Here is a 21,606-nt window from a genome sequence, read left to right on the forward strand (position 1 = left end):
AAAAGCGGCCGGTTATTTGCTGGGGTTAGATAGCGATACTTTTTACATCTACCATGTTGCGGCGGTCATGGTTGACAACTTGCGTCGGCTCCTGCTCGGTATCAACCTGTCCGACAAAGCTATAATGGATTTCGATTTTCCGGGTGTTGGTTTCCCGGTCTAATTCATGTATCAAAATACGGTCGATAAACTCATGGACGTTTTCATAGGTCAATTCCTGTATGTCGCTGTATTTCCCGACAATCTGAATAAACCTTGATATATCCCTTTTTCGCTCGGTAACGGTTGCGATCTGCTGTTGTAACTCGTCTATCCTTGCGGCAAGGGATTTCTTTTCGTCCTCATAGCCGGAAGTTAGAAACACAAACCGTTCATCTGTCAGTCTGCCTAATGCGTTGTCCTCATACAGCTTGCGGAAAAGCGTGTCAAGTTCGGTCATACGCGCCTGTGCTTTGAAAAGTTCCTTTTGCTGCTGCGCTAATGCCTTTCTCGCTTCCATGTCGCCGTACTCGGTAGCTTTACAGATAAAGTCCTGTTCGTGTTCCTTAACATACCGCAAAACCCGCCGCATATCTTCCAGCACTAAATCAAGAAGTACGTTTTTGCGGATATAATGAGAGGTACACTCGCTGCCTGTCCTTGCCCTGTTGCGCCATGCGCCGCAAGAATAGGAAAACTTGCGCGGCTCGATATTTACGCCCTGTTGGTAATACATCTTATGTCTGCAACCAGCGCAAAACAGCAAGCCGGAAAAAATATCAATCTCCGCTGCTTTTGTCGGGCGGTGGCGGGTAGCAATCCGCTTTTGCGCAAGTTCAAAGGTTTCCTCGTCAACAAGCGGCTCATGGGTGTTTGGGAAGAAATAGCGTTGTTCTTCTTCGTTCTTCCGGGTCTTTTTCGACTTGTAGGATACCTTGTGAGTTTTCGCGGTTATGGTATGCCCTAAATATTCCTGCCTTGCTAATATGTCATAGAGCGTTTTGTCCGGCCAAGTATAGGGGGCGATCATTGCCCGCTGATACCGCGCCTGTCCTGTACGCTGATAGCGCAACGCTCCAATCGTCAAGACTTTGTTTTCCGCAAGCCATTTTTGGATTTCGCACATACGCACGCCGCTAACAAACATAGCGAAAACCTGTTTGACAATCGGCGCGGTTTCCGGGTCGGGTATAAGGTGGTGGCGGTTGTTCGGGTCTGGGATATAGCCGTATGGATATTCCCCGTTGACGCGCTCGCCTTTTTGCGCCTGTGCCTGTTTAACTGCGCGGATTTTCTTGCTTGTGTCGCGGGCGTAAAACTCGTTAAACCAGTTCCGCAAGGGGGTAAACTCGTTATCCTCCCGCGCTGTGTCAACTCCGTCGTTGATCGCGATATAGCGTACTCCGTTTTCGGGAAATACAATCTCTATGAGTTCGCCCGTTTTCAGATAGTTTCTGCCAAGACGGGAAAGGTCTTTGGTAATGACCGTCGCCACTCGTCCGGCTTCCACTTCCTGCAACATCGCTTGCAGCCCCTCGCGCTCAAAACTCACGCCGGAAAATCCGTCGTCCACAAAAAACTTTGTGTTCAAAAAATGGTGTTCGTCCGCATAGCGTTGAAGTATCATTTTTTGGTGCTGTATGCTTCCGCTTTCTCCGGCTTGCATATCCTCTTGACTTAAACGGCAGTAAAGGGCGGTGATTTTATTCGACTGTAACATTAGTCCTCCTTTCCGACAGCCGAATAAACAGGTATAATGTGTTGCTATCATTATACCATATCCCGCCGCCTAATGCACTACTCGGACGCTAAAAATCCCGGATTTCCGGGCTTTTTCTGCAAATCCTTTACAATGAGTTTCTCAATCTTTTTATGGATTGTATCGGTTGCCTTTTCACTCGGCAACGCTTGAACAAGATAGGTGATTTTCCCTATTTTGCGTTCGGTTGTAATTGTCTGTTTTTTATCCATTAGAAAAACCTCCTTTTCCTGTATGGATAAACTATATTCGTCAAAAGGCAAAAACGGGCGGTTGTTAGCTGCAACCTCACGGGAGTTTCACCCCGGCCCATGCTTATGGGTGCGCCGCGCAATACTTTGAGGGTGTTCAACGCGGGAGTATCATTGTGCCGCCTTGTATGTCGTCGCCCACAAGCTGCTAAACCTGTTTTACGGCGCGGTAGTTCTCGCTCGGCTTTTCCCCTATGGGGAAAAGCTGTCATGGCGTACCCGCCGACTGGCTCGGTACAGACGGAATGTACCCGTTTGCCTGTTATGCTGCGCACCAAAGGCCGCTTTCTTTGTCAAAGAACAATAGGCTTTGTCGGCCTGCAAAAGCACATCAACAGCGGATATGCTTTTGCGGAACGACAAATAGCCCATAACGGGAAGCGTGGAAAGGGGACACGCTCCCCGCATGGGCTAAAAGATTATCCTACATGAAAAGCAAGGGTGCGGGTAATAAGGCGCACTTGCAGCCTGTTACGCATTTCCTCGTCCACATAGGAATAGGTATTGCCCGCGTCGTCTTTCAGCGTGCGGGTACAAAGTTTCGCTATGTAACCCTCGTAGTGCTTCAAGATCGCGCACATGGCGGTTGTGTCGCCGTTTGCCGCTGCGGAAATGACAGGGAACGGCAACAGATTTTCAGACTTCCTAACGGTATTCATCATCTGCTTTTCCCTCCAAATACTGTTTGATTTTCGCAAGCGCGGATTTCCTGTGCCGGAAAACCGTCGTGCGTACAACATTCAGCAGTTCGCCAATTTCCGCGTCGCTCATATCCAAGAAGTAGGACAAAAGGATAATGTCGCGTTTCCTTTCGGGCAAAGCGTTAAGGGCTTCGGCAAGCAGTTCATTTTTGACGAGTACATCAAAGCCGGACACTTGAAAACGGAAATAATCGCTTTCGTATTCGTCCGTTGTGAAAAGCTGCGCGAGTTCGCTTTCGCTCAAATCCGAAAAAGTAACTTCGCGTGCTGCGCGTTTCGCAAGAGTGCGGCGGTGGCTTTTCGCTTCGCCGACCAAAGTTTTCTTTGCTAATGCGTCGTACTGATGTTGTATTCTTTCCTTGTCGGAAGAAGATAGCTCCATAGAGTTCACCTCCTTCCCGCGTGGAGTAGAGGACGGGAGTTAAGGGCTTGTCCTCTCTGCCCCTTTCGCTCCGTACCCGTTCGGGAGATGGCTCTTGAGTGCGCTTTTCAGAAAAAAGTTGAAAAAAGCAAAATGCGCCCGTCCGCAAGACGCGGACGGGCGCAAAGGAAATGTAAGCAGTAGCTAAATGTATTGACAGTTCACATTCATAGCCGGAATATCCCGCTTGCGGAGCATAGCTTTTTTTGACCGCAAAGCATTAGGCGGGTTACAGTAAATAAAAATGGACACGGCGATACCTCCCCGATACCGCCGTATCCTTAAAAAAGGGCGACTTTAATACACTACCCGCAATCCATTCTATAATAGGGAACAGCGGCTTTTGCGCAATATTAAATAAAAAAGCCGATAACACATAGGTTTTTTGACCTAATGCGTTATCGGCTCTGCGTCTATGCGTCTGGCACTTTTAATCATTTTTTTTTGAATTTATTATATGTGTTAGCTAACTGTCCACAAGCCGCGTTAATCTCTCTGCCATGAGAAACTCTCATAGTAACTTCAAGTCCTGCTTGCTCTAATTGATGTTTGAATGCAACTATTTCCCGTTTCTGTGGTGCTTTAATTCTTGAATTGCTTGTTGGGTTGTATTGTAACACGTTAATCATAACTTTTTTGCCCCGAAACCATTTTGCAAGTTGTCTTACATCTGAGGGCCGGTCATTTATACCCGGTAAAAGCAAATACGCAAAGACAATTTTGCGATTATGCCTTTCAGAATAGGATAAGGCTTGCTTAACAACATCTTCAATAGCATATATGCGCATGTGAGGAATAATACGATTTCTTGCAGATTGTGTTGCTGCGTGTAAAGATATTGTCAACTGAATTTTAAGATGTTCCTCGCGCAATTTTTTTAATTGATCGACCGGACCAACTGTTGATATGGTAATGCCGTCGGTTGGAAAGTTGAGCCCATATCTATCTCGGAGAATATGGATTGCTTTTATCAAGTTGTCATAATTGAATAAAGGCTCTCCCATACCCATAAAAACGATACGGTTTACTTTTCGACGCAACAATATAATCTGTTGTACGATTTCTGACGATGTTAGATTACGAACAAAGCCATTTCGCCCGGACTCACAAAAAATACAACCAACAGGACAACCGACTTGTGTGCTCACGCAAACAGTTCCACCATCTCGCCGCTTGATAAAAACCGTTTCAATGTATTTGTTGTCTTTCAGTTCGTAAACATACTTTTCAGTATCACTGCTTTTGCAAATATTTTTTACCAACATTGATAGATTTTTTTTGCGTGGTAATTGCTTATATAATTCTTCATATAAGGCTTTTGCTTCATTCTCGCCAATAACTTCCGACATTTCTTTGTAAGTAAATCCGTATGGATCATTCCGTACTTCCGCAGGCGTATATTTAGGTAAACGTTTCATTTTTATATCCTTTCTTCTAAATAATAAAAGTTTGTTTTTCTGTATTTTTGATTACAATCTCTAATTTTTCTACATCAATGATATGCGTCAATTTGCATTTAGGGCAGAAAAGAGGAAAATCTTTTAATACAGTATTATGAAATACTTGAACTCTCGTCTTTCCGTTACAAATCGGACATTTTATCCAATATTTTTTAAGCATTATATTTCACTCGTCCTTTTTACACAAAAAAATGCAGGTCAATCCTCAACATGAGCATTGACCTGCATTTATAATGCACAGAGCAGTACAACAAAACTAAGGCATAGCTTGCACTATGTCTATACTATATCTATACGTCGTTAGTTTTTTGTATAGCATCCGCAAAATAAGCATGACAAAAAAGCCCATGTTGAAAATGGGAAAATCCTTTTTTTCAATGCTTATCTAATACGCATGCTATGCAACATAAACGCCGCCTCCTTTTACATAAATTTTATTTTATCAGAAAATCAGTCTACTGTCAATACACAACAGGAAGTATTTAACCTAATGATATGAATTGTGTGGACATATCCAAAAAGAAAGGTGAACTGTAAAATGTAACAGGGTGAATGAAAATGGCAAAAAGACCCGTACCATTGTACGACTTTAAGGCTTTCGGGGCAGCTATAAAAGCCGCGAGAAATGAATACGGCGAGAGCCGCAAAAAGGTAAGCGACGAGTTATATATTTCCCCGCGCTACCTTGCGAATATCGAGAACAAGGGACAACAGCCGAGTTTACAGGTATTCTATGACCTTGTAACCCGGTATCATATTTCGGTAGATCAATTTTTCTTCCCGAACAGCAATGCGGAGAAATCCACCGGGCGGCGGCAGCTTGACGCGCTGCTGGACGGTATGAGCGATAAAGGCATACGGATTGTAACCGCAACAGCAAGGGAGATAACGGAAGTCGAAAAAGCAGAGGATTAACCTCACAATATGAGAAATCGGGAGATTGCAGCGCATGGCGGCTGCAATCTTTTTTTGCGTCCAAAATCAAAGGAACGCGCAACAAATACCGCCTTTCGGTGGGGGTATGGAGTAGATAGCAAGCACAGCAAACGAGTACCCGTTTGCGGAAAATGCTTGTTGGGATAATCCCAAACCCTTATACCGAAAGGCGGTGCGGAAATGGAAAACCGAAAGAGAAATATACAGATGAAGTTTTACGTTACGGAAGAAGAAAAGCGGCTGATCGACGAGAAGATGAAGCAGCTTCCCATAAAGCAGTATGGGGCATACTTCCGTAAAATGGCGATAGACGGGTATATTCTTGTCGTTGACCGAAGCGACACAAAAGCATATATCCGGGAACTGCAAGCGGTGAGCCGGAACATCAACCAAATTGCAAAACGCGCCAATGCGACGGGGACGGTTTACAGGCAGGATATAGAGGACATTAAAAAGGCGGTGGACGAGATATGGCGGTTACAAAGACGCACCCTATTAAATCAACCTTAAAGGCTGCGATAGACTATATCTTAAATCCCGAAAAGACAGACGGGAAGCTGCTTGCGTCCTCTTTCGGCTGCGGGCTGGAAACCGCCGATATTGAGTTTGCATGGACGCGGGAAGCTGCCGGAGATCGCGGCACACATTTAGGGCGGCACTTGATACAATCCTTTGCGGTGGGAGAAACCACACCGGAAGAAGCGCACAAAATCGGCATGGAACTTGCCGGGGCGGTATTAGGCGGCAAGTATGAGTTTGTTTTGACAACTCACGTCGATAAAGACCATCTGCATAATCACTTGATTTTCAACGCGGTTAGCTTCGTTGACTACAAAAAGTACCATTCCAACAAGCAAAGCTATCACTTTATCCGGCGCACCAGCGACAGGATATGTAAAGAGCATGGGCTATCCGTCGTCGTACCGGGACAGGACAAGGGAAAAAGCTATGCAGAATACACCGCCGAAAAGCAAGGGACAAGCTACAAAGCAAAGCTGAAAACGGCGATAGATACTCTCATTCCCCAAGTGAAAGATTTTGACGAACTGCTGCGCCGCTTGCAGGAAATGGGGTATGAAATCAAACAGGGCAAATACATTTCCTTTCGCGCTGCCGGACAGGAACGGTTTACCCGCACAAAGACGCTCGGCGCGGCCTATACGGAAGAAGCGATAAAGGAGCGTATCAAGGGCGTGTATGTTGCCAAAACAAAAACGCTGCGGGAAGATAAGAAAATCCGGCTTGTCGTCGATCTTGAAAACAGTATCAAAGCCCAACAGTCGGCGGGCTATGAACGGTGGGCAAAAATCCATAATCTGAAACAGGCTGCTAAAAGCATGAACTTCCTAACCGAAAACAAGATTGAGTATTATAGCGAACTTGAAAGCAAGATAGCCGATATTATGACCGCTCATGACGCGGCGGCAAAGGCGGTTAAGGAAGTGGAACAGCGTATGTCTGATTTGTCGCTGCTTATCAAGCACACCACCACATACCGACAGTTAAAACCGATTTACGATGAATACCGAAAATCGCCGGACAAGGAAAAGTATCTGCGGGGGCATGAAAGCGAAATTATCCTGTTTGAAGCTGCGGCAAGGGCATTAAAGGAAATGCAGATAAAGAAGCTGCCCGATCTCGCCGCGCTGCGCAAGGAGTATAGAAGCTTAAACGACAGGAAAACCAAATTGTATGAAGATTATCGGCAAGCCAAGAAGCAAATGCAGGAATACGGCGTTGTCAAAAAGAACGTCGATAGTATTCTTTACCCGTCCCAAAGCAGGGCGCGGGAGCAGGAGCGATAAGGCGCAAAACATGGGGTGGCAAGTGGAATGTTAAGGGCTGAAAACGCCTGTGTTTCTGCGGCTTCCAGCGCATGAAAACGACATAGACGATAAAGTATATTCAAACCCGCAAAAACGGCTTTCTAATTGTCCACGCAAGGACAAAAAAAGAACAGGGGCGCGGTGCCGGAAATCGGCAACCGCGCCCCTGTTCTCTATGGGCTATTCCTCGTCGGTCAAGATAAACTCCCTTTCGGAAAACTCGCTGTCCGTCATGGCTTGCAGCTTGTTCACCGCTGCGGCGGCAAGCTGGCGCATATCCTCGTCCATGTAGGGCATGGCGGCAAGGATATTTTCAAGCGTTGTTTCCCGGCTGTCCTCGGCGTAGATCGCAACAATGTTTTCTTCCTCAATGGTAAAGCGGGTATTCATGCTATCAAACCTCCAAATCCTTTTTATGCTCTTTCTGTTTATCTTTCGGCTGCTGCGCCGCCTGTTTCTTGTATTCGTCCAGCTTCTTCAAAATGGACGGTTTTTTCTGCGGCTGTTCCCGTTTCTCGGCTTTTACCGCTTTTGCAAGGTCGGTAACGGAAATCGCTTCCCCCGCCTTTGCCCGCTGCTCAAAATCTGCAACGGTGGGCGTTTGCGGCGTATTGTTGATAAGCCCGTCAAAATTGTTGTCGTTCTGCTCTATGGTGTCCTCGACGTGCTTTAAGGGATTATCCCGCTGCGGCTGCTCGGCGGCTATGGCATAAGCCTGTGTGCCATTCCCCATAATGAGATACTTCCCGTCCTCCGACGCATGGTGAAAACCAAATCCCGCCGCTTCGATCTGTTCACGGCTCATATCGGTAATATGAAAATTGCCCCTCGGCGTTCTAACGGTTTCACCCGTCAAAAGGCTGTCGGGGGTCGCTTCCGGCTGCTGCTTTTCAAGCTGCCCGTCCTTGTAGGAATATCCTTGCGCCGCGATTGCTTCAAGGGTCTTGCCCGTAACGTCGCCATAAATCCGCTTGTCTGCGTCAACCAGCATTTGCAAAGTGTCTTGTACGGTGTCGGACAAGGCTTGCTGCTGTTCGGGCGGCAGCTTGTCAAATACGGGGGTCTGCTGCTCCTGCAAAAACTCCGGCACTTGCTGAAAACCGATACTGTCTACATAGTGGGCGGTGTCCTCGTCGTTCTGATGAAGCACAACAATGTCGGAAACGGAAAGGCTATGCCCCTTAAAGTCGGCGGGGTGGTCGATATTAAACCTTTCCCAAATGTCGCCCAGCGTCATATCCTTTGTAAGCGGTGCAGTATAGACGAGTTCATAATTTACCCGGTCAATGGTAAGTCCAGCCGCTTGCAGACGGTCATAAGGCTCAAAGCGCAAGTCCCTTGTTTCGTCCCCGCGCTTTAACTGATAAATGGAAAAGGTATCGCCCTGCTCCTGCTCGGCTTGCCGCTGCTGCTGCAACTCGGTAAAATGCCCCTCAATCTCGGTAATGAGTTCCTTTGCGGTGGTCTGTATTGTTTCAAGGGACGCTTTTAACTCGGTCATTTCCTTGCCGCTGCTCCAACCAGCCACATAGCCGAAAGAGTAATCGGAAGTATCAAGGCCGAAATGCTGGCAAACCGTATAAGCGACGCTTTCCGCTTCTACCTCGCAGGTATGGCGGTCAACGCGGTTTTGCTGCTCCGGCGGGGCGTTTAAGTCTACGTCGTGCAGCTTCGCATGGGCGATTTCGTGAATGGCGGTCTTTACCGCCTGTAATTCACTCACGCCCTCTTTGATTGCAATACGCTTGTCGGTCAAACTGAAATACCCATTTGCGCCGTTTGTGATCTGCTCAAATGCAATCGGGACGGGGGACGCTTTTTCAAGGGCGGCGAAAAAATCCTCGTACTGCTCCACATCGGCAAGCAGCGGTTTAACGGAAAGGTCGGGAAACTCCTTGCCCTCGGTCTGCGAAATATCAAAGACGGTTATAACCTTAAAGGCGGGGACGGTGATTTCCTTTTCTTCCTTTACCACTTTTCCCTCGCGGTCAAGCATGGGCTTTCTCGTTTCGGGGTCGATTTTATCAACCAGCTTTTTCACCTTGTAGGGCGCGGGGGCAAAGATTTTAATGCCTTTCTCGCCTTTCTTTACATGGCGGTCAAACTCCTTTTCCCATTGACGGAAGCCCATTACCAAATTGCCGCCCTGCATAGCAATTAGGATAGTGTTATTCAAACTATAATCATGGAACTTTGACATAGCGGTTAGAAACTCTTTGTAGCGGTCGCTGTCAAAAATCGCCTGTACGCCCTGTTCCAAACGCGCGGTGATCTCCTTTACCTTTTCGGCGGGCTTTTCGGAAGTAAGGATAATGGGGACGACGGGGCGGGGCTGCTGCGGCTCTGCGGCCTGTGCGTCTGCTTGCTGCGTTTCGGCTGCGTCCATATAGGCTTTGTCCTGTTCGCCGCGCTCCGGCTGCGGGTAACTCATAATGCGGTATTCTTCCGGCACTTCGCGCCCCTCAAACTGCCGTTCCCACTCGTCGCCGCTTTCCACGATATAGCCGTACTCGGTAAACGCGCCTTTTTCCTGCGCGGCAGCGTTCCTGCCAAAAGTAGAAAGGTCAATGCCGCCTTTCCATTCTTCGGGCATTTGTACCATGCCGGATTGATTTAAGTAATAGTCGCCCAAATCGTGGTAGTTATGTACTTCGGGGATATGGACGTAAAAATCCACGTTGTAGGTGAAGTCAATTACCTGTCCAATATTTGCAAGCCCGTTTTTCTGCTGCAAAGCTGCGTTCAGCTTGCCAACCTCGGCGGGGTCAAGCTGTTCGAGCCGCGCCGCAAGAAAATTGAGTTCGTCCACGTCGGCGGCGCATACCATTTCATAAGGCAAGGCAATATGTTTCTCCGGGTCGTCGGAATAGCCGCGAATGGAAAAATCCTGCGGGTTGTCGGCGGTAATGCCGACGTTCCGCATAGCTTCGTGCAACTGCTCCTTTGTGGCGGGCATATCCAACCAATAGCCGCCGGGGTCGCCCGCGTCAAAGCGGCTGCGGTTGCCTATCATAATAGAAAACTGTTCGCTCATGTGTTCACGCTCCTTTTCCTGCCCGGTATTTTCGGGGATAGCTGCCGCCTGTTGCTGCTGCGGGGGTTCTTCGCCCTCTATGGTGTAGTCCGGCATGAGCATACCGTTTACTTTGAAATAGTCGGCGTACTCCTGCGGGATAGGCGGGGAGATTTCCGTAAACAAGCGGTCATACGCTTTGATACGCCCATTCAGATACTTTTCCATAGCTGCCTTGTCGGTGAAAACCTTTCTATCTTGTCCGGCAATCTTCGCTTGGGTTCTGCTTGGGCTGTTGGTGCGCACGCTCCATGTAAGCGTCCATGAATACGGGATAGATTTCTGCGCTTCTTTGTCGTAGCGGGTATTCTCGTAAATGTAGTAATTCATCTGATATACCCGGTTGCTGCGAATATGGCGGTTATGCTCGGTGGTCTGCCACTCGTTAGCGGTGTGCTGGACGTGCGGCGTTCTCACATATTCAAGTGTTTTATCCAGCAAAAGCGTTCTTCCCGCCTGTTCTTCCCATGCGGCGGCGCGTTCTTTAAGGTCGTCAAAAATCGCCTGTTCTGCCGCCGCGCTTTCGCTGCGCATGGAAAGTAGCTGCGCAATCGGCAAGGAAGCATAAGGGGCAATCTCCCTGTCCTTTGCTTCAAAATATATCCGGCGTTCTATCCGCATGGTTTCGGCGGCTTCTAATTTGTCATGGTCGTATGAGGAATACGGCATATTCTTTCATCACGTCCTTTCTCGGTCATATAAGGGTTTGGGACTATCCCAACAAGCAAAATGCCCGCGCTCTCTATGGGAAGCGCGGGCATTTCTCGCAAACGGGTACTCGTTTGCTGTGCTTGCTATGTAGTTGTTTTTATCCGTAAACGCCTGTTTCTCTCGCTTTGGGCTTTCTGTCTGCGGCGTATCTTTGCCGCGCAATCGGGGCAGTATTTCGCCCGGTTGCTGCCCGCCGCAAACGTGCTGCCGCATACCGCGCAACGCTTCAAATCGGTTTCCCCGCTGCGGGTGATCTGTTCGCAAAGCTGCCTGTCGGCGGGTAATACCGCTTCGCGGAAATAGCGGCATAGCAGCGAATAGCTGATACTCTGCACACAAACGCAAGTTTCCCCGTCGTCCAGCAGCAGACAATTCCCGCAATCGTTGTTTGCACAAGCGGCGCGGGTCATTTTCTTTACGGCGCGGTATTGCTTTTCATCAAGCCTTATCATTTTCGGTTCTGCTCGACGCGGAAGTTTACATACTTGCCGCCTGTGTCGGCAAGCAGCACAACTCCGTCAAAGGTCTTTCCCGTCTTGGTCGAGTACATACCTTTGATTTTTACCTTTCCGTCTTTCAAAAGGGCGGCGGCAATCGCCTTTGTGAAAGCCTTTTTGCGCTGCTCAAAAAAGCGGTCATTCTTCCACATCACAAAGCTGCAAGCCCTGTCGGAGCAGTAAAAGTTTTTCTTGCCCTCGTAAACCGCCGCGCCGCAACGGGGGCAAGTGCCGATTGCTTCCCGCTGCGGGGTAAACAGCTTCGCTTTATCCTCGGAAATCGCGGAATAGGTCTTGACAAGCCCCGCTGTCATTTCCTCAATCCCGCGCATGAAGTCGGCGGGGCTGTCGCTGCCCTTTGCAATCCCGGTAAGGCGCGTTTCCCATTCTGCCGTAAGCTGCGGGGACGTAAGGCTGTCGGGCAGAATAGCGACAAGGTTATACCCGTCCTTTGTGGGGATTAGCTTTTTGCCCTTGCGCTCGGCAAAGCCCGCGCTAATGAGTTTTTCAATGATACCCGCCCGCGTCGCGGTGGTGCCTAACCCTTTGCGCTCCGCGTCCTCCGGCGTGTCCTCCTTTCCCGCACTCTCCATAGCCGAAAGTAACGTATCTTCGGTAAATGCCTTTGGGGGCTGCGTGTAACGTTCGGAGATCTCCGCTGCCGGATTGTCAAAGGTCTGCCCCTCGGCAAGCGGGGGTAAAACCGCTTCCGGCTCTGCGTCCTCGTCCTGTTCCCCGGACGCGGCGCGGGATAGTCTTTCAATCTCGCGCCAACCCTCGCAAAGCGTCGTCCTGCCCTTTGCGGTAAAGGTATAGCCGCCGCAAGTGAAAACCGCCGTAACCGCTTCATACTCATAGGGCGCGGCAACGGCGCAAAGCAGTTTTGCGCACACAAGGGTCATTAGCTTTTTCTCACTTTCGGCAAGGGAAGAAAAGCCCGTTTTCACAAACTCCGCTGTCGGCAAAATGGCGTGATGGTCGGTTACTTTGCTGTTGTCGCAAATCCTCGCAAGGTCGGCTTGCAGCTTCACGCCCTGCATAAAGGGGAGAGCAGCGCAAAGGCCGGTGATAAGTTCCTTTGTGCTGCCCTCCATATCGGAAGTGATATATTTGCTGTCGGTGCGGGGATAGGTCAAAAGCCGTTTTTCATAAAGGGCTTGCGCATAGTCAAGGGTCTGTTTCGCCGTAAACCCATACAAACGGTTTGCTTCCCGCTGCAAGGCGGTGAGGTCAAACAGTTTCGGCGGGGCTGCGGTCTTTTTCTCTTTTTTAAGGGAAGTACAAACGGCCTGCGATTTCTCGCAAGCCGCTTTCATCTGCCGCGCCGCCGCTTCGTCGTCCTGCCTTTCGGAAAGGGCGGCAACGCCGCCAACGTCCAGCCGGACGACATGATATTTCTCTTTCTTAAAGCTGCTGATTGCATAGTCGCGGTTTACCAGCATAGCAAGGGTGGGCGTTTGCACTCTGCCGACATTCAATGTTTTATGGTAGAGGATAGAGAAAAGGCGGGTCGCGTTAATGCCAATGAGCCAATCGGCCTTTGCTCTGCAAAGCGCGGATTGATAGAGGTTGTCATAGCCGCGCCCGTCTTTGAGATTTGAAAAGCCCTCGCGGATTGCACTTGCTTCCATGCTGCTAATCCAAAGGCGGGAAAAGGGCTTTTTGCAATTCGCCTGTTCATAGACAAAGCGGAAAATGAGTTCCCCCTCGCGCCCGCTGTCGCAAGCATTGATAATCTCGGTAACGTCGCTGCGGTGCATAAGGTCTTTGAGAATGGAAAACTGCTGCTCCTTGCCGCTGGCAACAATAAACTGCCACTCCTGCGGGACAATGGGAAGATCGTCGTACTTCCATTTACGGAATTGTTCATTGTAGGTCGCCGCGTCTGCAAGGCTAATCAAATGCCCGATACACCACGACACAAGGTAGCCGCCGCCCTCAAAATATCCGCTGCGCTTTTCATTCGCGCCCATAACGGCGGCAATCGCCGCCCCGACGCTCGGTTTTTCTGCAATTACAAGTTTCATAGATTATCGTCCTCCTGCTCGGTCTGTTCGGTTTCGACTACTTCCGTTTCCTCGTCGTCCTCGTCAAAATCAAGGTCGTCAAGGCTGCTGCTGCCTTTCGCCGCGTCCTTTTTGGGCTTCAAAATCTTAAAGTAGTAGAACGCGCCGCCGCCCGCTGCGGCAACAAGCAGCACGACAAGCAGAATACCCATGCCGCCGCCTTTTTCTTCTTCCGGCGGCTGCTCGGTTTCTTCCGGCTCCGGCTCGGCTTCCACACCCGCGCACTCGCTCATGTTGACGCTGCAAACCGGGCAAGCGGTGTTGACGCTTCCGGCAACGCATTTATCGGTGCAGCTACAAACGGGGGCTTCGGTCTGCCCGTCCTCCATAAGGGCGGTTAAATCCGCTTCGTCCACTTGGTTAAGGAAATGGACGGTATTTTCCCCGTCCTCGGCGCGGTCAATGATGATGTAAAAATAGTTGCCACTTTTGGTAACGACGGTGATAAACTGCTTGTCGCCGGACGCTTCACCCGTTATATCGTCCACAAGGGACATATTCCCGTCCGGGGTAAGGGGCTGCGGCTCATAGCCGCCCGTCGTTTCTTCCGGCTCGGTTTCCGGCGCGGGGGTTTCCTCGGTTACGGGGGTAGGCGTGTCGTCGCTTTCATCGCCACCGCCCGCATAAGCGGTAACAGAAAAGCCGCACATGATAACCAGTGCGGCAAGCAATACGGTAAACTTTCGGATTATCTTTTTATTCTTCATTGTCGTTGTCCTCCTGTTCGGCGGGGTAAGTGGCTTCCGGCTGCGGCAAGGTGATTTCGCCGCTGGCGTAAGCGGAGAGGAACGCGGCAAGCTGCGTCCCGTCAAGGTGTACCGCCTTTACCATTTGCACGATCTGCGCGTTTTCTTCCTCGACTTTCTGCGCTTCAAGGTCTTTCAGCTTCTTTTGCTGTTCAAGGATTTTTGCCCTCGTTTTCTCAATATCCCTTTCGATACGGTCAAGTTTCGTGTTCGCCATAGTCATTTACTCCTTTCCAAACTGTTCTTTCCATGAATAGCTGCGCCCCAATCCCTTAACGGTTTTAAGATAGGGCATAGCGTTTTCTTCCAAAGTCGCCGCCCGGTTAAATAGATCGGGATAGTGTTCTTTGAGATATAAAATCTCTTGTTTCTTCATGCTCGGACAAAAGAAACAGGACGATTTACCCGGCTGCGGCAATCCTGCCGCTTTGATTTCCCGGATACAATCGTCCCTGTTCCAGCCCCATTCTTCAATGAGGGGGTAGCGGTTATGATATTTTTTGTCGGCTTCGTTGTACTTGCGGGAATGTTCATACCGTTTCACTTCTCCCGCGTCATAGCCGATATAGCGGTTGACTTTCTCGCCGCGCTGCCATACTTCGCGGCAAGGCGCATAGTGGTTGCAAAACTTTTCCTGCGGTGCGATTTTGTGTTTCTGCGAACAACGCTTATGCCCGTAGGCAATCGACGGGAGCGTATGAGAGCGCAAGCACTCGGTTTCAAGAGATAGGCGGTTGCCGTAGCGGTCAACATACTGCACAACGGTAATCTGCGGCATACCGTGTTCCGCAAGCCATTGATTGATTATCTCGATAAATTGATAGGTATGCGGGTGTTCCGCGCCCGTATCGGCAAAGGTGATAAGGTCAATCGGGATTTTGTGCTTGTATAGGCCAATAAGTAAGGCGGCACTATTCGTGCCGCCGCCAAAAGATACAATATTCATTTTTCAACTCCTTTTAATTGTAATTTAACCGCCCGTAGGCGTAAAAGTGGGATTGCCAATAGCTGGTGTCCAGCTTTGAATACTGGATAGGGTCGCCACAATGCAGCATGACGGGGCTTCCGTCCCCGTCCTCGCCCACATAAATCCCCACATGGGAAACGCCGGGGGTGTCGTATGTACCCGTAAAGAACACCAAATCCCCCGGCTGCGGGTTAGAAACAGGGGTTGAGATGTTGTAAAGCCCTTGCGCCCCAAGTCTGCCCGTATTGTATAGGCCGCTGTTCGTCAACACATAACTCACAAAGCCGCTGCAATCAAAAGAGGTTTCCGGGGTGCTGCCGCCCCACACATAGGGAAAACCGACGTATTTATCTGCTTCCTCCATGAGCCGCGCAAACTTTTCATCGGAACCCAGCAGCGCGGCGGGTACTTCATAATCGGCGGGCGGGTTTTCATAGTATTTAGACACATAGCCGGATTGCGGGAAAAGGTCGGGTCTGTTTCCCAGCGACGACATATACATAGCGTACATGGATAGCTGTTCTTCGCCCATGATGTAAACGGGGACATGGGAGAGGTTGAAGTTTTCCAAATCCACATGAAGAATGTAATAGTTATAGGGGACTTCAACCGTATAGGGGTTGCCCTCGCTGTCCGTCCTTGTTTCGGTGCGGTAGCGTACCTGTACTTCTTCCTCGACCGTCAAGATATACTGTTTCTCAAAGAGCATTTCAAGGGTGCTTTGCACTTCATCGAGTGTAAACACGCCCTCATGCCACGCGGAAAGGATAGAAATTAGCACATAGGGGTCATGCTCGATCTCGTCCGCGTTTACCCGGTATTCGTCATAGCCGGGGTATTCGCTTTCGATATTGTCCAGCATATCTTGTAACTCGGCTTCCATAGCGGCATACGCGCTTTCCGCGCCCGTTATATCCGCGTCCTCGGAGAGATAGGACGACGCAATCAAGCCGCTGCCGCTGTTGCCGCCAAAGAGGGAGCAAGAGGACAGCCCGCCGAAAAGCAGCAGCACGATAAAGGCAATCCCGCCCACAATCAAGCAGCCTTTCCAATGCCGGACAACAAAGAACGTCGCCCGTTTGGTTTCCTGCGCGGTTTTCTTCGCCGCCTTTGCGGTGGCTTCAGCGGTTTTTTTCGCTTTGCCGCCCGCTTTCAGCGTTTTTGCATACTGCTTTTTAATGCGCTGCTTCTGCCAAAAACGGGAAATGGGGTTGGAGTGCGCAAGCGCGGGGTTATCGTGCAACGCCTTTTGATAGAGAAAATCTGCGTTTGCCTTTACCGCTTGTTTTTCCGCTGCCGCCGCTGCCCGGTAGGGTTTCAGCTTATGGCGGCGTATGCCGCCCTTAACTGCCCGCGCCGCCATGCCGCCCGCTTTCTCTCCGGCAAGTTCTACCCGGTGCCCGCTTTCCACACCGACGTTTTCTTTCTCTACCTCGTAGATTTTCCCATGTACGGTACTGTTTAACTCCTGTGCCGGACGGGATAAGGGGTTATGCCGCAACTTGCCGTTTGGGGGCTTATCCGTCTTTTCAAAGGAAAGGCGCGTCTTTGCCTTGCCTTTCGCTTCGTCAAAAACGCGCTCTTTCTTGATTTTGGTCTGCTTGGGGATAGCCGCCCGCGCTGCGTCTAAACAGTCTGCCGCCTTATCCGATTTCTTGATCGCTTTTTGAAGTTCCGGCGTTGCCCGTTCCGCTTCGGAAAACTGCAAGCGGGAAGAATGGGTTTTAGGCTGCGTCGCGTCAAGGGCTTTTTTCTCCGCGCCTTTTGCTGCGTGTCGCTCAATCTCTGCGCCGATATGCTGCACAACCTTTTCCGCTGCCACCCCTGCGGGGGCTGAATAGTTTTCTTCCTGCGGCCTTTCGCTGATACTGGACGTTTCGCCCGTCGTGAGGTTTTCCGCAACCGCACCGTCGCGGGTCATTTTTTGCGTTACCTTGTCGGGGGCTTTCAGTTCCTTGCTCAATCTTCATCACCTCCAATCCGCTGTTTTGCAAGTTCGCAATAGTCGGGGTTTAACTCAATGCCGATATAGCGGCGGTTAAGCCGTTTTGCTACCATGCCCGTCGTGCCGCTGCCGAAAAAGGGGTCAAGGACAATCCCGCCGATGGGACAGCCCGCCAAAATGCACGTTTCCGCAAGTTTCGGCGGGAACGCTGCGAAATGCCCGCCATGATAGCCGACATTGTTAATCTGCCAAACGTTGCGGCGGCTGCGGACGGGAGAAATCAACTCGTCGGCGTATGCGCCCTTTTCGCGGGGGCGGTTGATTTTCTGCGGTTGGTTTTGCCCCGGAACAGTAACGTTATACTTATTTCCTTTGCTAACTCCGCTTTTCAGCCGCCCCGCCGTTGTGGGGGCTATCGGCTCGGCTACTGCTTGCCAATCGTAATAATACTTCTTTGACTTGGTAAGCAGAAACACATATTCATAGCAGCGGGTCGGCCTGTCCCGCGTGCTTTCCGGCATGGGGTTTGTTTTGTGCCAAATGATAGAACTGCGCAAATACCAACCGTCGCCCCGCAAGGCGAGGGCTACAAGCCACGGAATACCAATTAAATCTTTGGGCTTGCAGCCGGGGGCGCGGTGGTTAAACGCCACTTGCTGCCCGTTCCTGCCTTTGGGGTATTTGGGGTCTTGGTGGTCGGCTTTGCTGCCTGTGCCGCAATAAGTGTCCGCGATATTCAGCCAACAAGTACCCTCCGGCGTAAGCACCCGCTTTACCTCATGGAATACCGCCGTAATACGGGAAACATATTCCTCCGGCGTTGCTTCCCGTCCGATCTGCCCGTCTGCGCCGTAGTCCCGCAAGGCATAGTAGGGTGGGGACGTTACGCAACAATCAACTGCATTTTCCGGCAAGGTTTGAAGCACCTGCAAGCTGTCGCCGCAATAGATTTTGTCCATTTCTATCCTCATGCCGACACCTCGCCGGGTTTGGTCGTCATTACACGATAGAGTTCCGTATCTTGCGGGAAACGGTCAATAAAGGGCAAAATCACGTTGCCATAGAAGATAAGCCCCTCGCCCGCGTCGGAATGGGTTACATAGGTCATTTGCTGCTGCGAAATGTTAAGCTGCTTTGCAAGGATTTCCCTGTCGCCCTGGGCTTGGTTGAGCATATACACAAAATCGCTGTTTTCAAAAATGTTCTCCACCTCGCGGGACGATAACAAATCTTTCACGTTTTGGGTGATACCTGTCGGAATACCGCCCCATTTTCTAAAACGCTTCCAAATCTCAACGCTGTACGCTGCGGTCTGTTCCTCTTTGAGCAGCAAATGAAACTCGTCGATATAGTACCGCGTCGCCTTGCCTTCGCTGCGGTTTATGGTAACTCTGTTCCAAACTTGATCTTGGACAATGAGCATACCGAGTTTTCGTAGCTGGGTGCCGAGTTCTTTAATATCAAAGCAGACAAGGCGGTTGTGAATGTCAACGTTTGTTTGGTGGTTAAACACGTTCAAACTGCCATTTACATAGAGTTCCAATGCCGACGCGATACGCTGCGCTTCCTTTTCCGGCTGCTTCTTGATTTCATTGTAGAGGTCGCCCAAAATCGGCATATTCTCCGGCTTCGGGTCTGCAAGGTAGCTGCGGTACACGCTGATAACGGCGCGGTCAATCAAAGTCTTTTCAACCGCTTCCAGCCCGTTTTTGCCGCCCATAATCAACTCGCAAAAGGAAAGGATAAAATCGCTCTTTAAGGCTATGGGCGTGTCGCCCTCGCTGTAATTGAGGTTTATATCCATCGGGTTAATGTACTGCGTGCTGTTCTGCGAAACCTTGATAACCTGCCCTTTCAGCCGTTCCACAAGGGGGTAATATTCCGCTTCCGGGTCGCAAATGATAATATCGTCTGCGGTAATGAGAAAAGCGTTGGTGATCTCGCGCTTTGCCGAAAAACTCTTGCCGCTGCCGGGTGTGCCGAGTATCAAGCCGTTAGGGTTCTTCAGCCTTTTCCTGTCGCACAAAATCATGTTATTCGATAATGCGTTTAAGCCGTAATACAACGCTTCGCCGCTTTGGAACAGCTCTTGTACCGTAAAGGGGACGAAAATGGCGGTGCTGGAAGTCGTCAAGCCCCGCTGGATTTGGATTAGGTTTTCGCCCAATGGGATAGAGGACATAAGCCCCTGTTCCTGCCGGTAGTCAAGGCGGGTGAGCATACAGTTGTATTTCTGTGCGATACTTGCGGCCTGAAATACGTCGTTGTCCAATTTCTGCTTTGTGTCTGCCACATTCAAAACTAACAGCGTAAGCAAAAACATTCGCTCGTTCCGGCTCTGCAAATCCCGCAAAAGGTTTTTCGCTTCGCCGCCGTAGGTGGCAAGGTCGGACGGAATTATATCCATATCGTAGCCGCTGCGGATTGCCTTTTTCTGTTCCTCGATTTTCATACGGTCAAGGTCGGTGATTTTCCGCTTGATCGTCTTGATCGCTTCGTTGTGGTCGATACTCTGAATGTGCAGATTGACGACAATCCCGTTTTCCGCTTCCATGAAGTCGGCAAGCATACGGTCTGAAAGTTCCGGCGCGGCAATCTGCAAAAAGGAAACCGCGCCAAACTTCCCGCCCATTTGAAACATTCGCCCGTCGCCAAAACGGAAAGAGGACGGGGCAATAAAGTCTTTGACGGAAAGGCCGCTTACGGGTAGCCATTCCCACGCAAAGTTGAAGCGTTCCCCGTCCGGGTGGAAAAGCCCATGCAGCACTTCAAGCCGCTGCTTCCCGTCCAATACCCGCGCCGCCGCGCCGATCACCTTAAAATGGTTGAGGGTGTCCGTTTCGATACGGGCAAGCCGCGCCCGCGCCGATTTAATATCTTTTGCTTCAATGGTAAAGGTGAGAAACTTTGTCTTGATAAGCCCGTTGTTGCCGCGTTCAAGCTGTGTTTGCAGCATTTCGGTGTATTCGGCTCTGATACTGTCAAAGTCGTCATTCTGTGGGGCAATCGTGATACTGCTCTTGAAATCCTCCTTGTTCGCATGGCGGCTGATTAAGGAAAGCTGCACACTGATAGAAGCGTCAAAAGAGTTATACATATCGCAAAGGGCTTCAAAAATGGCGGTCTTGTCGTCCGGCTGCGCAAGCTGATAGTTAATATCTTCAAACTCAATGCACTTGGAATACCGCCCGTTTGCAAGGCGGCAAATCCCGTCCTTATACATTCGTTCAAACGGTATGCTGTCCTGCGCCGTATGGGGCTTCCCGTCGCCCTTTGACTGCCGGATAAGCGCGTCGATCTGTTTCTTTTCCTGCCGCGTAAGTTTACGCTTTTTGTTTTGGGTCTTTCCCTTTTCCTTTGACAATCGCCCGTACCTCCTTATCTAATCGCTCCTGCCGCGCAAGGGCGGTATAAAAATTGTTGGTCTGATAAGGTCGCTCTTTGGGGCGAAGAAACTTCACTTCCACAAATTGCCGTATAATCACTTCCAGCGGTTGCCCGTTCTTCTCGTACATAGCGAGTAGGAACATGGGCAGCATGGCAAGCACCATGCACAAAGCCGCCGTTGTCGTTCCCGCGCTGTCCTTTGTCAAAAAGAATAGCGGTAGCCCGATAGCCACCGCCGCGCCGAAACAGAGTAATTGTCTTTTGGTAAGGTTGAACATTACCTTGCTCTTGATTTTGGTTAAATCCTTTGGGACGGTTACATACGCCATTTCAAACCTCCTTTCCGGCAAACCGTATGTCGCTTTTGATTTCATTTCCCCATACGTCCCAACCAGGGGTATGCTGCCTTGCAAACAGTTCAATACGCGGTAGGTCGCCCATAAGGGCAAGTATCTTTTCCCGCGTTATATCCGGCTTTTTGCTGTGCTGCTCAACAGGGGAAATAATAAATTGATGTACCTTGTTTGATTGTCGCTTCGGGTGTCCTTTGGTAGCAAGCAAGCAGATTTCCGCATTTCCTCGCGTCCAAAAGCCCAAGCCATAAAACCAAGTGGGCGATTTCCGATTTTGCTTTAACCATACAAAGGCAACGGATTTATAGGTAAATCCCCAAGCCTTGATTAACTGCAACGCTTCTTTAAGCTGCGGGAACGTCGCCCATAGGAATAAAATACAGTCCTTATCCGCAATTTCTTTGACGGGTAAAGCGCAAAGTTCCTCAATACTCATAGTGGGATAGTGCTTTTCCGCTGCGCCCTGTACCTTGCTTCTCGCGTATCTCCAAGGGGGATCGGCGTAAATGATTTTGTATTTCTTCATCT

General features: G+C 50.0%; 21 protein-coding genes. 3 read left to right on the forward strand and 18 right to left on the reverse strand.

Annotated elements, in window-relative coordinates; all coding sequences use genetic code 11:
- Window positions 1-25 precede the first annotated feature (25 nt).
- From AR1Y2_RS10150 to AR1Y2_RS10180, 6 genes are all read right to left on the reverse strand, one after another.
- Complete coding sequence (locus tag AR1Y2_RS10150; RefSeq protein WP_002604471.1) at window positions 26-1,699, reverse strand: recombinase family protein; 1,674 nt, start codon at window positions 1,697-1,699, stop codon at window positions 26-28.
- Window positions 1,700-1,776: 77 nt separating this feature from the next.
- Complete coding sequence (locus tag AR1Y2_RS10155; protein WP_002604472.1) at window positions 1,777-1,950, reverse strand: transposon-encoded TnpW family protein; 174 nt, start codon at window positions 1,948-1,950, stop codon at window positions 1,777-1,779.
- Window positions 1,951-2,408: 458 nt separating this feature from the next.
- Window positions 2,409-2,651 (reverse strand): helix-turn-helix domain-containing protein, encoded by a 243-nt coding sequence (locus tag AR1Y2_RS10165; protein ID WP_002604473.1) that lies wholly within the window; start codon window positions 2,649-2,651, stop codon window positions 2,409-2,411.
- Window positions 2,635-3,072 carry a sigma-70 family RNA polymerase sigma factor gene (locus tag AR1Y2_RS10170; protein ID WP_002604474.1) on the reverse strand — a complete coding sequence of 146 codons (438 nt, stop codon included), beginning with the start codon at window positions 3,070-3,072 and terminating at the stop codon, window positions 2,635-2,637. Before AR1Y2_RS10170 ends, AR1Y2_RS10165 begins: the two co-directional genes overlap by 17 nt.
- Before the next feature lie 473 nt (window positions 3,073-3,545).
- The gene (gene rlmN / locus AR1Y2_RS10175; protein ID WP_002584956.1) at window positions 3,546-4,529 is read right to left on the reverse strand and encodes a 23S rRNA (adenine(2503)-C(2))-methyltransferase RlmN; all 984 of its coding nucleotides are present in this window, start codon (window positions 4,527-4,529) and stop codon (window positions 3,546-3,548) included.
- Between the two features lie 16 nt (window positions 4,530-4,545).
- A complete protein-coding gene (locus tag AR1Y2_RS10180) occupies window positions 4,546-4,731 on the reverse strand; it encodes a cysteine-rich KTR domain-containing protein (protein ID WP_003431289.1) in 186 nt (61 codons plus the stop codon).
- Between the two features lie 398 nt (window positions 4,732-5,129).
- Between AR1Y2_RS10180 and AR1Y2_RS10185 the strand changes: the two genes are divergently transcribed.
- The 3 genes from AR1Y2_RS10185 (at window position 5,130) to AR1Y2_RS10195 (ending at window position 7,312) form a co-directional block, all read left to right on the forward strand.
- Entirely contained in the window at window positions 5,130-5,486 is a 357-nt protein-coding gene (locus tag AR1Y2_RS10185) for a helix-turn-helix transcriptional regulator (protein ID WP_002584957.1), read from the forward strand.
- A 201-nt stretch (window positions 5,487-5,687) separates the two neighbouring features.
- Window positions 5,688-6,017 carry a plasmid mobilization protein gene (locus AR1Y2_RS10190; protein WP_002584958.1) on the forward strand — a complete coding sequence of 110 codons (330 nt, stop codon included), beginning with the start codon at window positions 5,688-5,690 and terminating at the stop codon, window positions 6,015-6,017.
- Window positions 5,978-7,312, forward strand: a complete 1,335-nt coding sequence (locus AR1Y2_RS10195; protein ID WP_002584959.1) for a relaxase/mobilization nuclease domain-containing protein — start codon at window positions 5,978-5,980, stop codon at window positions 7,310-7,312. The genes AR1Y2_RS10190 and AR1Y2_RS10195 overlap by 40 nt, the downstream gene beginning before the upstream one ends.
- 201 nt (window positions 7,313-7,513) lie before the next feature.
- Here the strand turns inward: AR1Y2_RS10195 and AR1Y2_RS10200 are convergent, their stop codons facing one another.
- The 12 genes from AR1Y2_RS10200 to AR1Y2_RS10255 all read right to left on the reverse strand — a co-directional run bounded on the left by AR1Y2_RS10200 (window position 7,514) and on the right by AR1Y2_RS10255 (window position 21,604).
- The gene (locus AR1Y2_RS10200; protein WP_002584960.1) at window positions 7,514-7,723 is read right to left on the reverse strand and encodes a transposon-transfer assisting family protein; all 210 of its coding nucleotides are present in this window, start codon (window positions 7,721-7,723) and stop codon (window positions 7,514-7,516) included.
- A 4-nt stretch (window positions 7,724-7,727) separates the two neighbouring features.
- Entirely contained in the window at window positions 7,728-11,075 is a 3,348-nt protein-coding gene (locus AR1Y2_RS10205; RefSeq protein ID WP_002584961.1) for a YodL domain-containing protein, read from the reverse strand.
- A 125-nt stretch (window positions 11,076-11,200) separates the two neighbouring features.
- On the reverse strand, window positions 11,201-11,569 hold the full coding sequence (locus AR1Y2_RS10210; RefSeq protein ID WP_002584962.1) for a cysteine-rich VLP domain-containing protein: 369 nt from the start codon (window positions 11,567-11,569) through the stop codon (window positions 11,201-11,203).
- Entirely contained in the window at window positions 11,566-13,641 is a 2,076-nt protein-coding gene (locus AR1Y2_RS10215) for a type IA DNA topoisomerase (protein ID WP_002584963.1), read from the reverse strand. The genes AR1Y2_RS10210 and AR1Y2_RS10215 overlap by 4 nt, the downstream gene beginning before the upstream one ends.
- Window positions 13,638-14,387, reverse strand: a complete 750-nt coding sequence (locus tag AR1Y2_RS10220; protein ID WP_002584964.1) for a DUF4366 domain-containing protein — start codon at window positions 14,385-14,387, stop codon at window positions 13,638-13,640. Before AR1Y2_RS10220 ends, AR1Y2_RS10215 begins: the two co-directional genes overlap by 4 nt.
- Window positions 14,377-14,643 carry a DUF4315 family protein gene (locus tag AR1Y2_RS10225; RefSeq protein ID WP_002584965.1) on the reverse strand — a complete coding sequence of 89 codons (267 nt, stop codon included), beginning with the start codon at window positions 14,641-14,643 and terminating at the stop codon, window positions 14,377-14,379. Before AR1Y2_RS10225 ends, AR1Y2_RS10220 begins: the two co-directional genes overlap by 11 nt.
- 6 nt (window positions 14,644-14,649) lie before the next feature.
- Window positions 14,650-15,372: a phosphoadenosine phosphosulfate reductase domain-containing protein gene (locus AR1Y2_RS10230; RefSeq protein WP_002604475.1), complete on the reverse strand. Its 723-nt coding sequence runs from the start codon at window positions 15,370-15,372 to the stop codon at window positions 14,650-14,652.
- 13 nt (window positions 15,373-15,385) lie between these two features.
- Window positions 15,386-17,356 (reverse strand): C40 family peptidase, encoded by a 1,971-nt coding sequence (locus tag AR1Y2_RS10235; RefSeq protein WP_002604476.1) that lies wholly within the window; start codon window positions 17,354-17,356, stop codon window positions 15,386-15,388.
- The gene (locus AR1Y2_RS10240; RefSeq protein ID WP_002604477.1) at window positions 17,353-18,309 is read right to left on the reverse strand and encodes a DNA-methyltransferase; all 957 of its coding nucleotides are present in this window, start codon (window positions 18,307-18,309) and stop codon (window positions 17,353-17,355) included. Before AR1Y2_RS10240 ends, AR1Y2_RS10235 begins: the two co-directional genes overlap by 4 nt.
- Window positions 18,306-20,702, reverse strand: coding sequence for a VirB4-like conjugal transfer ATPase, CD1110 family (locus AR1Y2_RS10245; protein ID WP_002604478.1), 2,397 nt, complete (start codon window positions 20,700-20,702; stop codon window positions 18,306-18,308). Before AR1Y2_RS10245 ends, AR1Y2_RS10240 begins: the two co-directional genes overlap by 4 nt.
- Window positions 20,662-21,054, reverse strand: a complete 393-nt coding sequence (locus tag AR1Y2_RS10250; RefSeq protein ID WP_002604479.1) for a PrgI family protein — start codon at window positions 21,052-21,054, stop codon at window positions 20,662-20,664. The genes AR1Y2_RS10245 and AR1Y2_RS10250 overlap by 41 nt, the downstream gene beginning before the upstream one ends.
- A gap of 1 nt (window position 21,055) precedes the next feature.
- A complete protein-coding gene (locus tag AR1Y2_RS10255) occupies window positions 21,056-21,604 on the reverse strand; it encodes an MT-A70 family methyltransferase (protein ID WP_002604480.1) in 549 nt (182 codons plus the stop codon).
- Window positions 21,605-21,606 lie beyond the last annotated feature (2 nt).

Source organism: Anaerostipes rhamnosivorans (genome assembly GCF_005280655.1).
Lineage (GTDB): Bacteria > Bacillota > Clostridia > Lachnospirales > Lachnospiraceae > Anaerostipes > Anaerostipes rhamnosivorans.

Bases quoted from the DNA above. Each gene is read 5' to 3' on its own strand.
- AR1Y2_RS10215 (WP_002584963.1), bottom strand. From the start codon at position 13,641: ATGAAACTTGTAATTGCAGAAAAACCGAGCGTCGGGGCGGCGATTGCC.
- AR1Y2_RS10230 (WP_002604475.1), bottom strand. From the start codon at position 15,372: ATGAATATTGTATCTTTTGGCGGCGGCACGAATAGTGCCGCCTTACTT.
- AR1Y2_RS10150 (WP_002604471.1), bottom strand. From the start codon at position 1,699: ATGTTACAGTCGAATAAAATCACCGCCCTTTACTGCCGTTTAAGTCAA.
- AR1Y2_RS10205 (WP_002584961.1), bottom strand. From the start codon at position 11,075: ATGCCGTATTCCTCATACGACCATGACAAATTAGAAGCCGCCGAAACC.
- AR1Y2_RS10155 (WP_002604472.1), bottom strand. From the start codon at position 1,950: ATGGATAAAAAACAGACAATTACAACCGAACGCAAAATAGGGAAAATC.
- AR1Y2_RS10255 (WP_002604480.1), bottom strand. From the start codon at position 21,604: ATGAAGAAATACAAAATCATTTACGCCGATCCCCCTTGGAGATACGCG.
- AR1Y2_RS10195 (WP_002584959.1), top strand. From the start codon at position 5,978: ATGGCGGTTACAAAGACGCACCCTATTAAATCAACCTTAAAGGCTGCG.
- AR1Y2_RS10220 (WP_002584964.1), bottom strand. From the start codon at position 14,387: ATGAAGAATAAAAAGATAATCCGAAAGTTTACCGTATTGCTTGCCGCA.
- AR1Y2_RS10210 (WP_002584962.1), bottom strand. From the start codon at position 11,569: ATGATAAGGCTTGATGAAAAGCAATACCGCGCCGTAAAGAAAATGACC.
- AR1Y2_RS10185 (WP_002584957.1), top strand. From the start codon at position 5,130: ATGGCAAAAAGACCCGTACCATTGTACGACTTTAAGGCTTTCGGGGCA.
- AR1Y2_RS10190 (WP_002584958.1), top strand. From the start codon at position 5,688: ATGGAAAACCGAAAGAGAAATATACAGATGAAGTTTTACGTTACGGAA.
- rlmN (WP_002584956.1), bottom strand. From the start codon at position 4,529: ATGAAACGTTTACCTAAATATACGCCTGCGGAAGTACGGAATGATCCA.
- AR1Y2_RS10180 (WP_003431289.1), bottom strand. From the start codon at position 4,731: ATGCTTAAAAAATATTGGATAAAATGTCCGATTTGTAACGGAAAGACG.
- AR1Y2_RS10170 (WP_002604474.1), bottom strand. From the start codon at position 3,072: ATGGAGCTATCTTCTTCCGACAAGGAAAGAATACAACATCAGTACGAC.
- AR1Y2_RS10240 (WP_002604477.1), bottom strand. From the start codon at position 18,309: ATGAGGATAGAAATGGACAAAATCTATTGCGGCGACAGCTTGCAGGTG.
- AR1Y2_RS10250 (WP_002604479.1), bottom strand. From the start codon at position 21,054: ATGGCGTATGTAACCGTCCCAAAGGATTTAACCAAAATCAAGAGCAAG.
- AR1Y2_RS10225 (WP_002584965.1), bottom strand. From the start codon at position 14,643: ATGGCGAACACGAAACTTGACCGTATCGAAAGGGATATTGAGAAAACG.
- AR1Y2_RS10165 (WP_002604473.1), bottom strand. From the start codon at position 2,651: ATGATGAATACCGTTAGGAAGTCTGAAAATCTGTTGCCGTTCCCTGTC.
- AR1Y2_RS10200 (WP_002584960.1), bottom strand. From the start codon at position 7,723: ATGAATACCCGCTTTACCATTGAGGAAGAAAACATTGTTGCGATCTAC.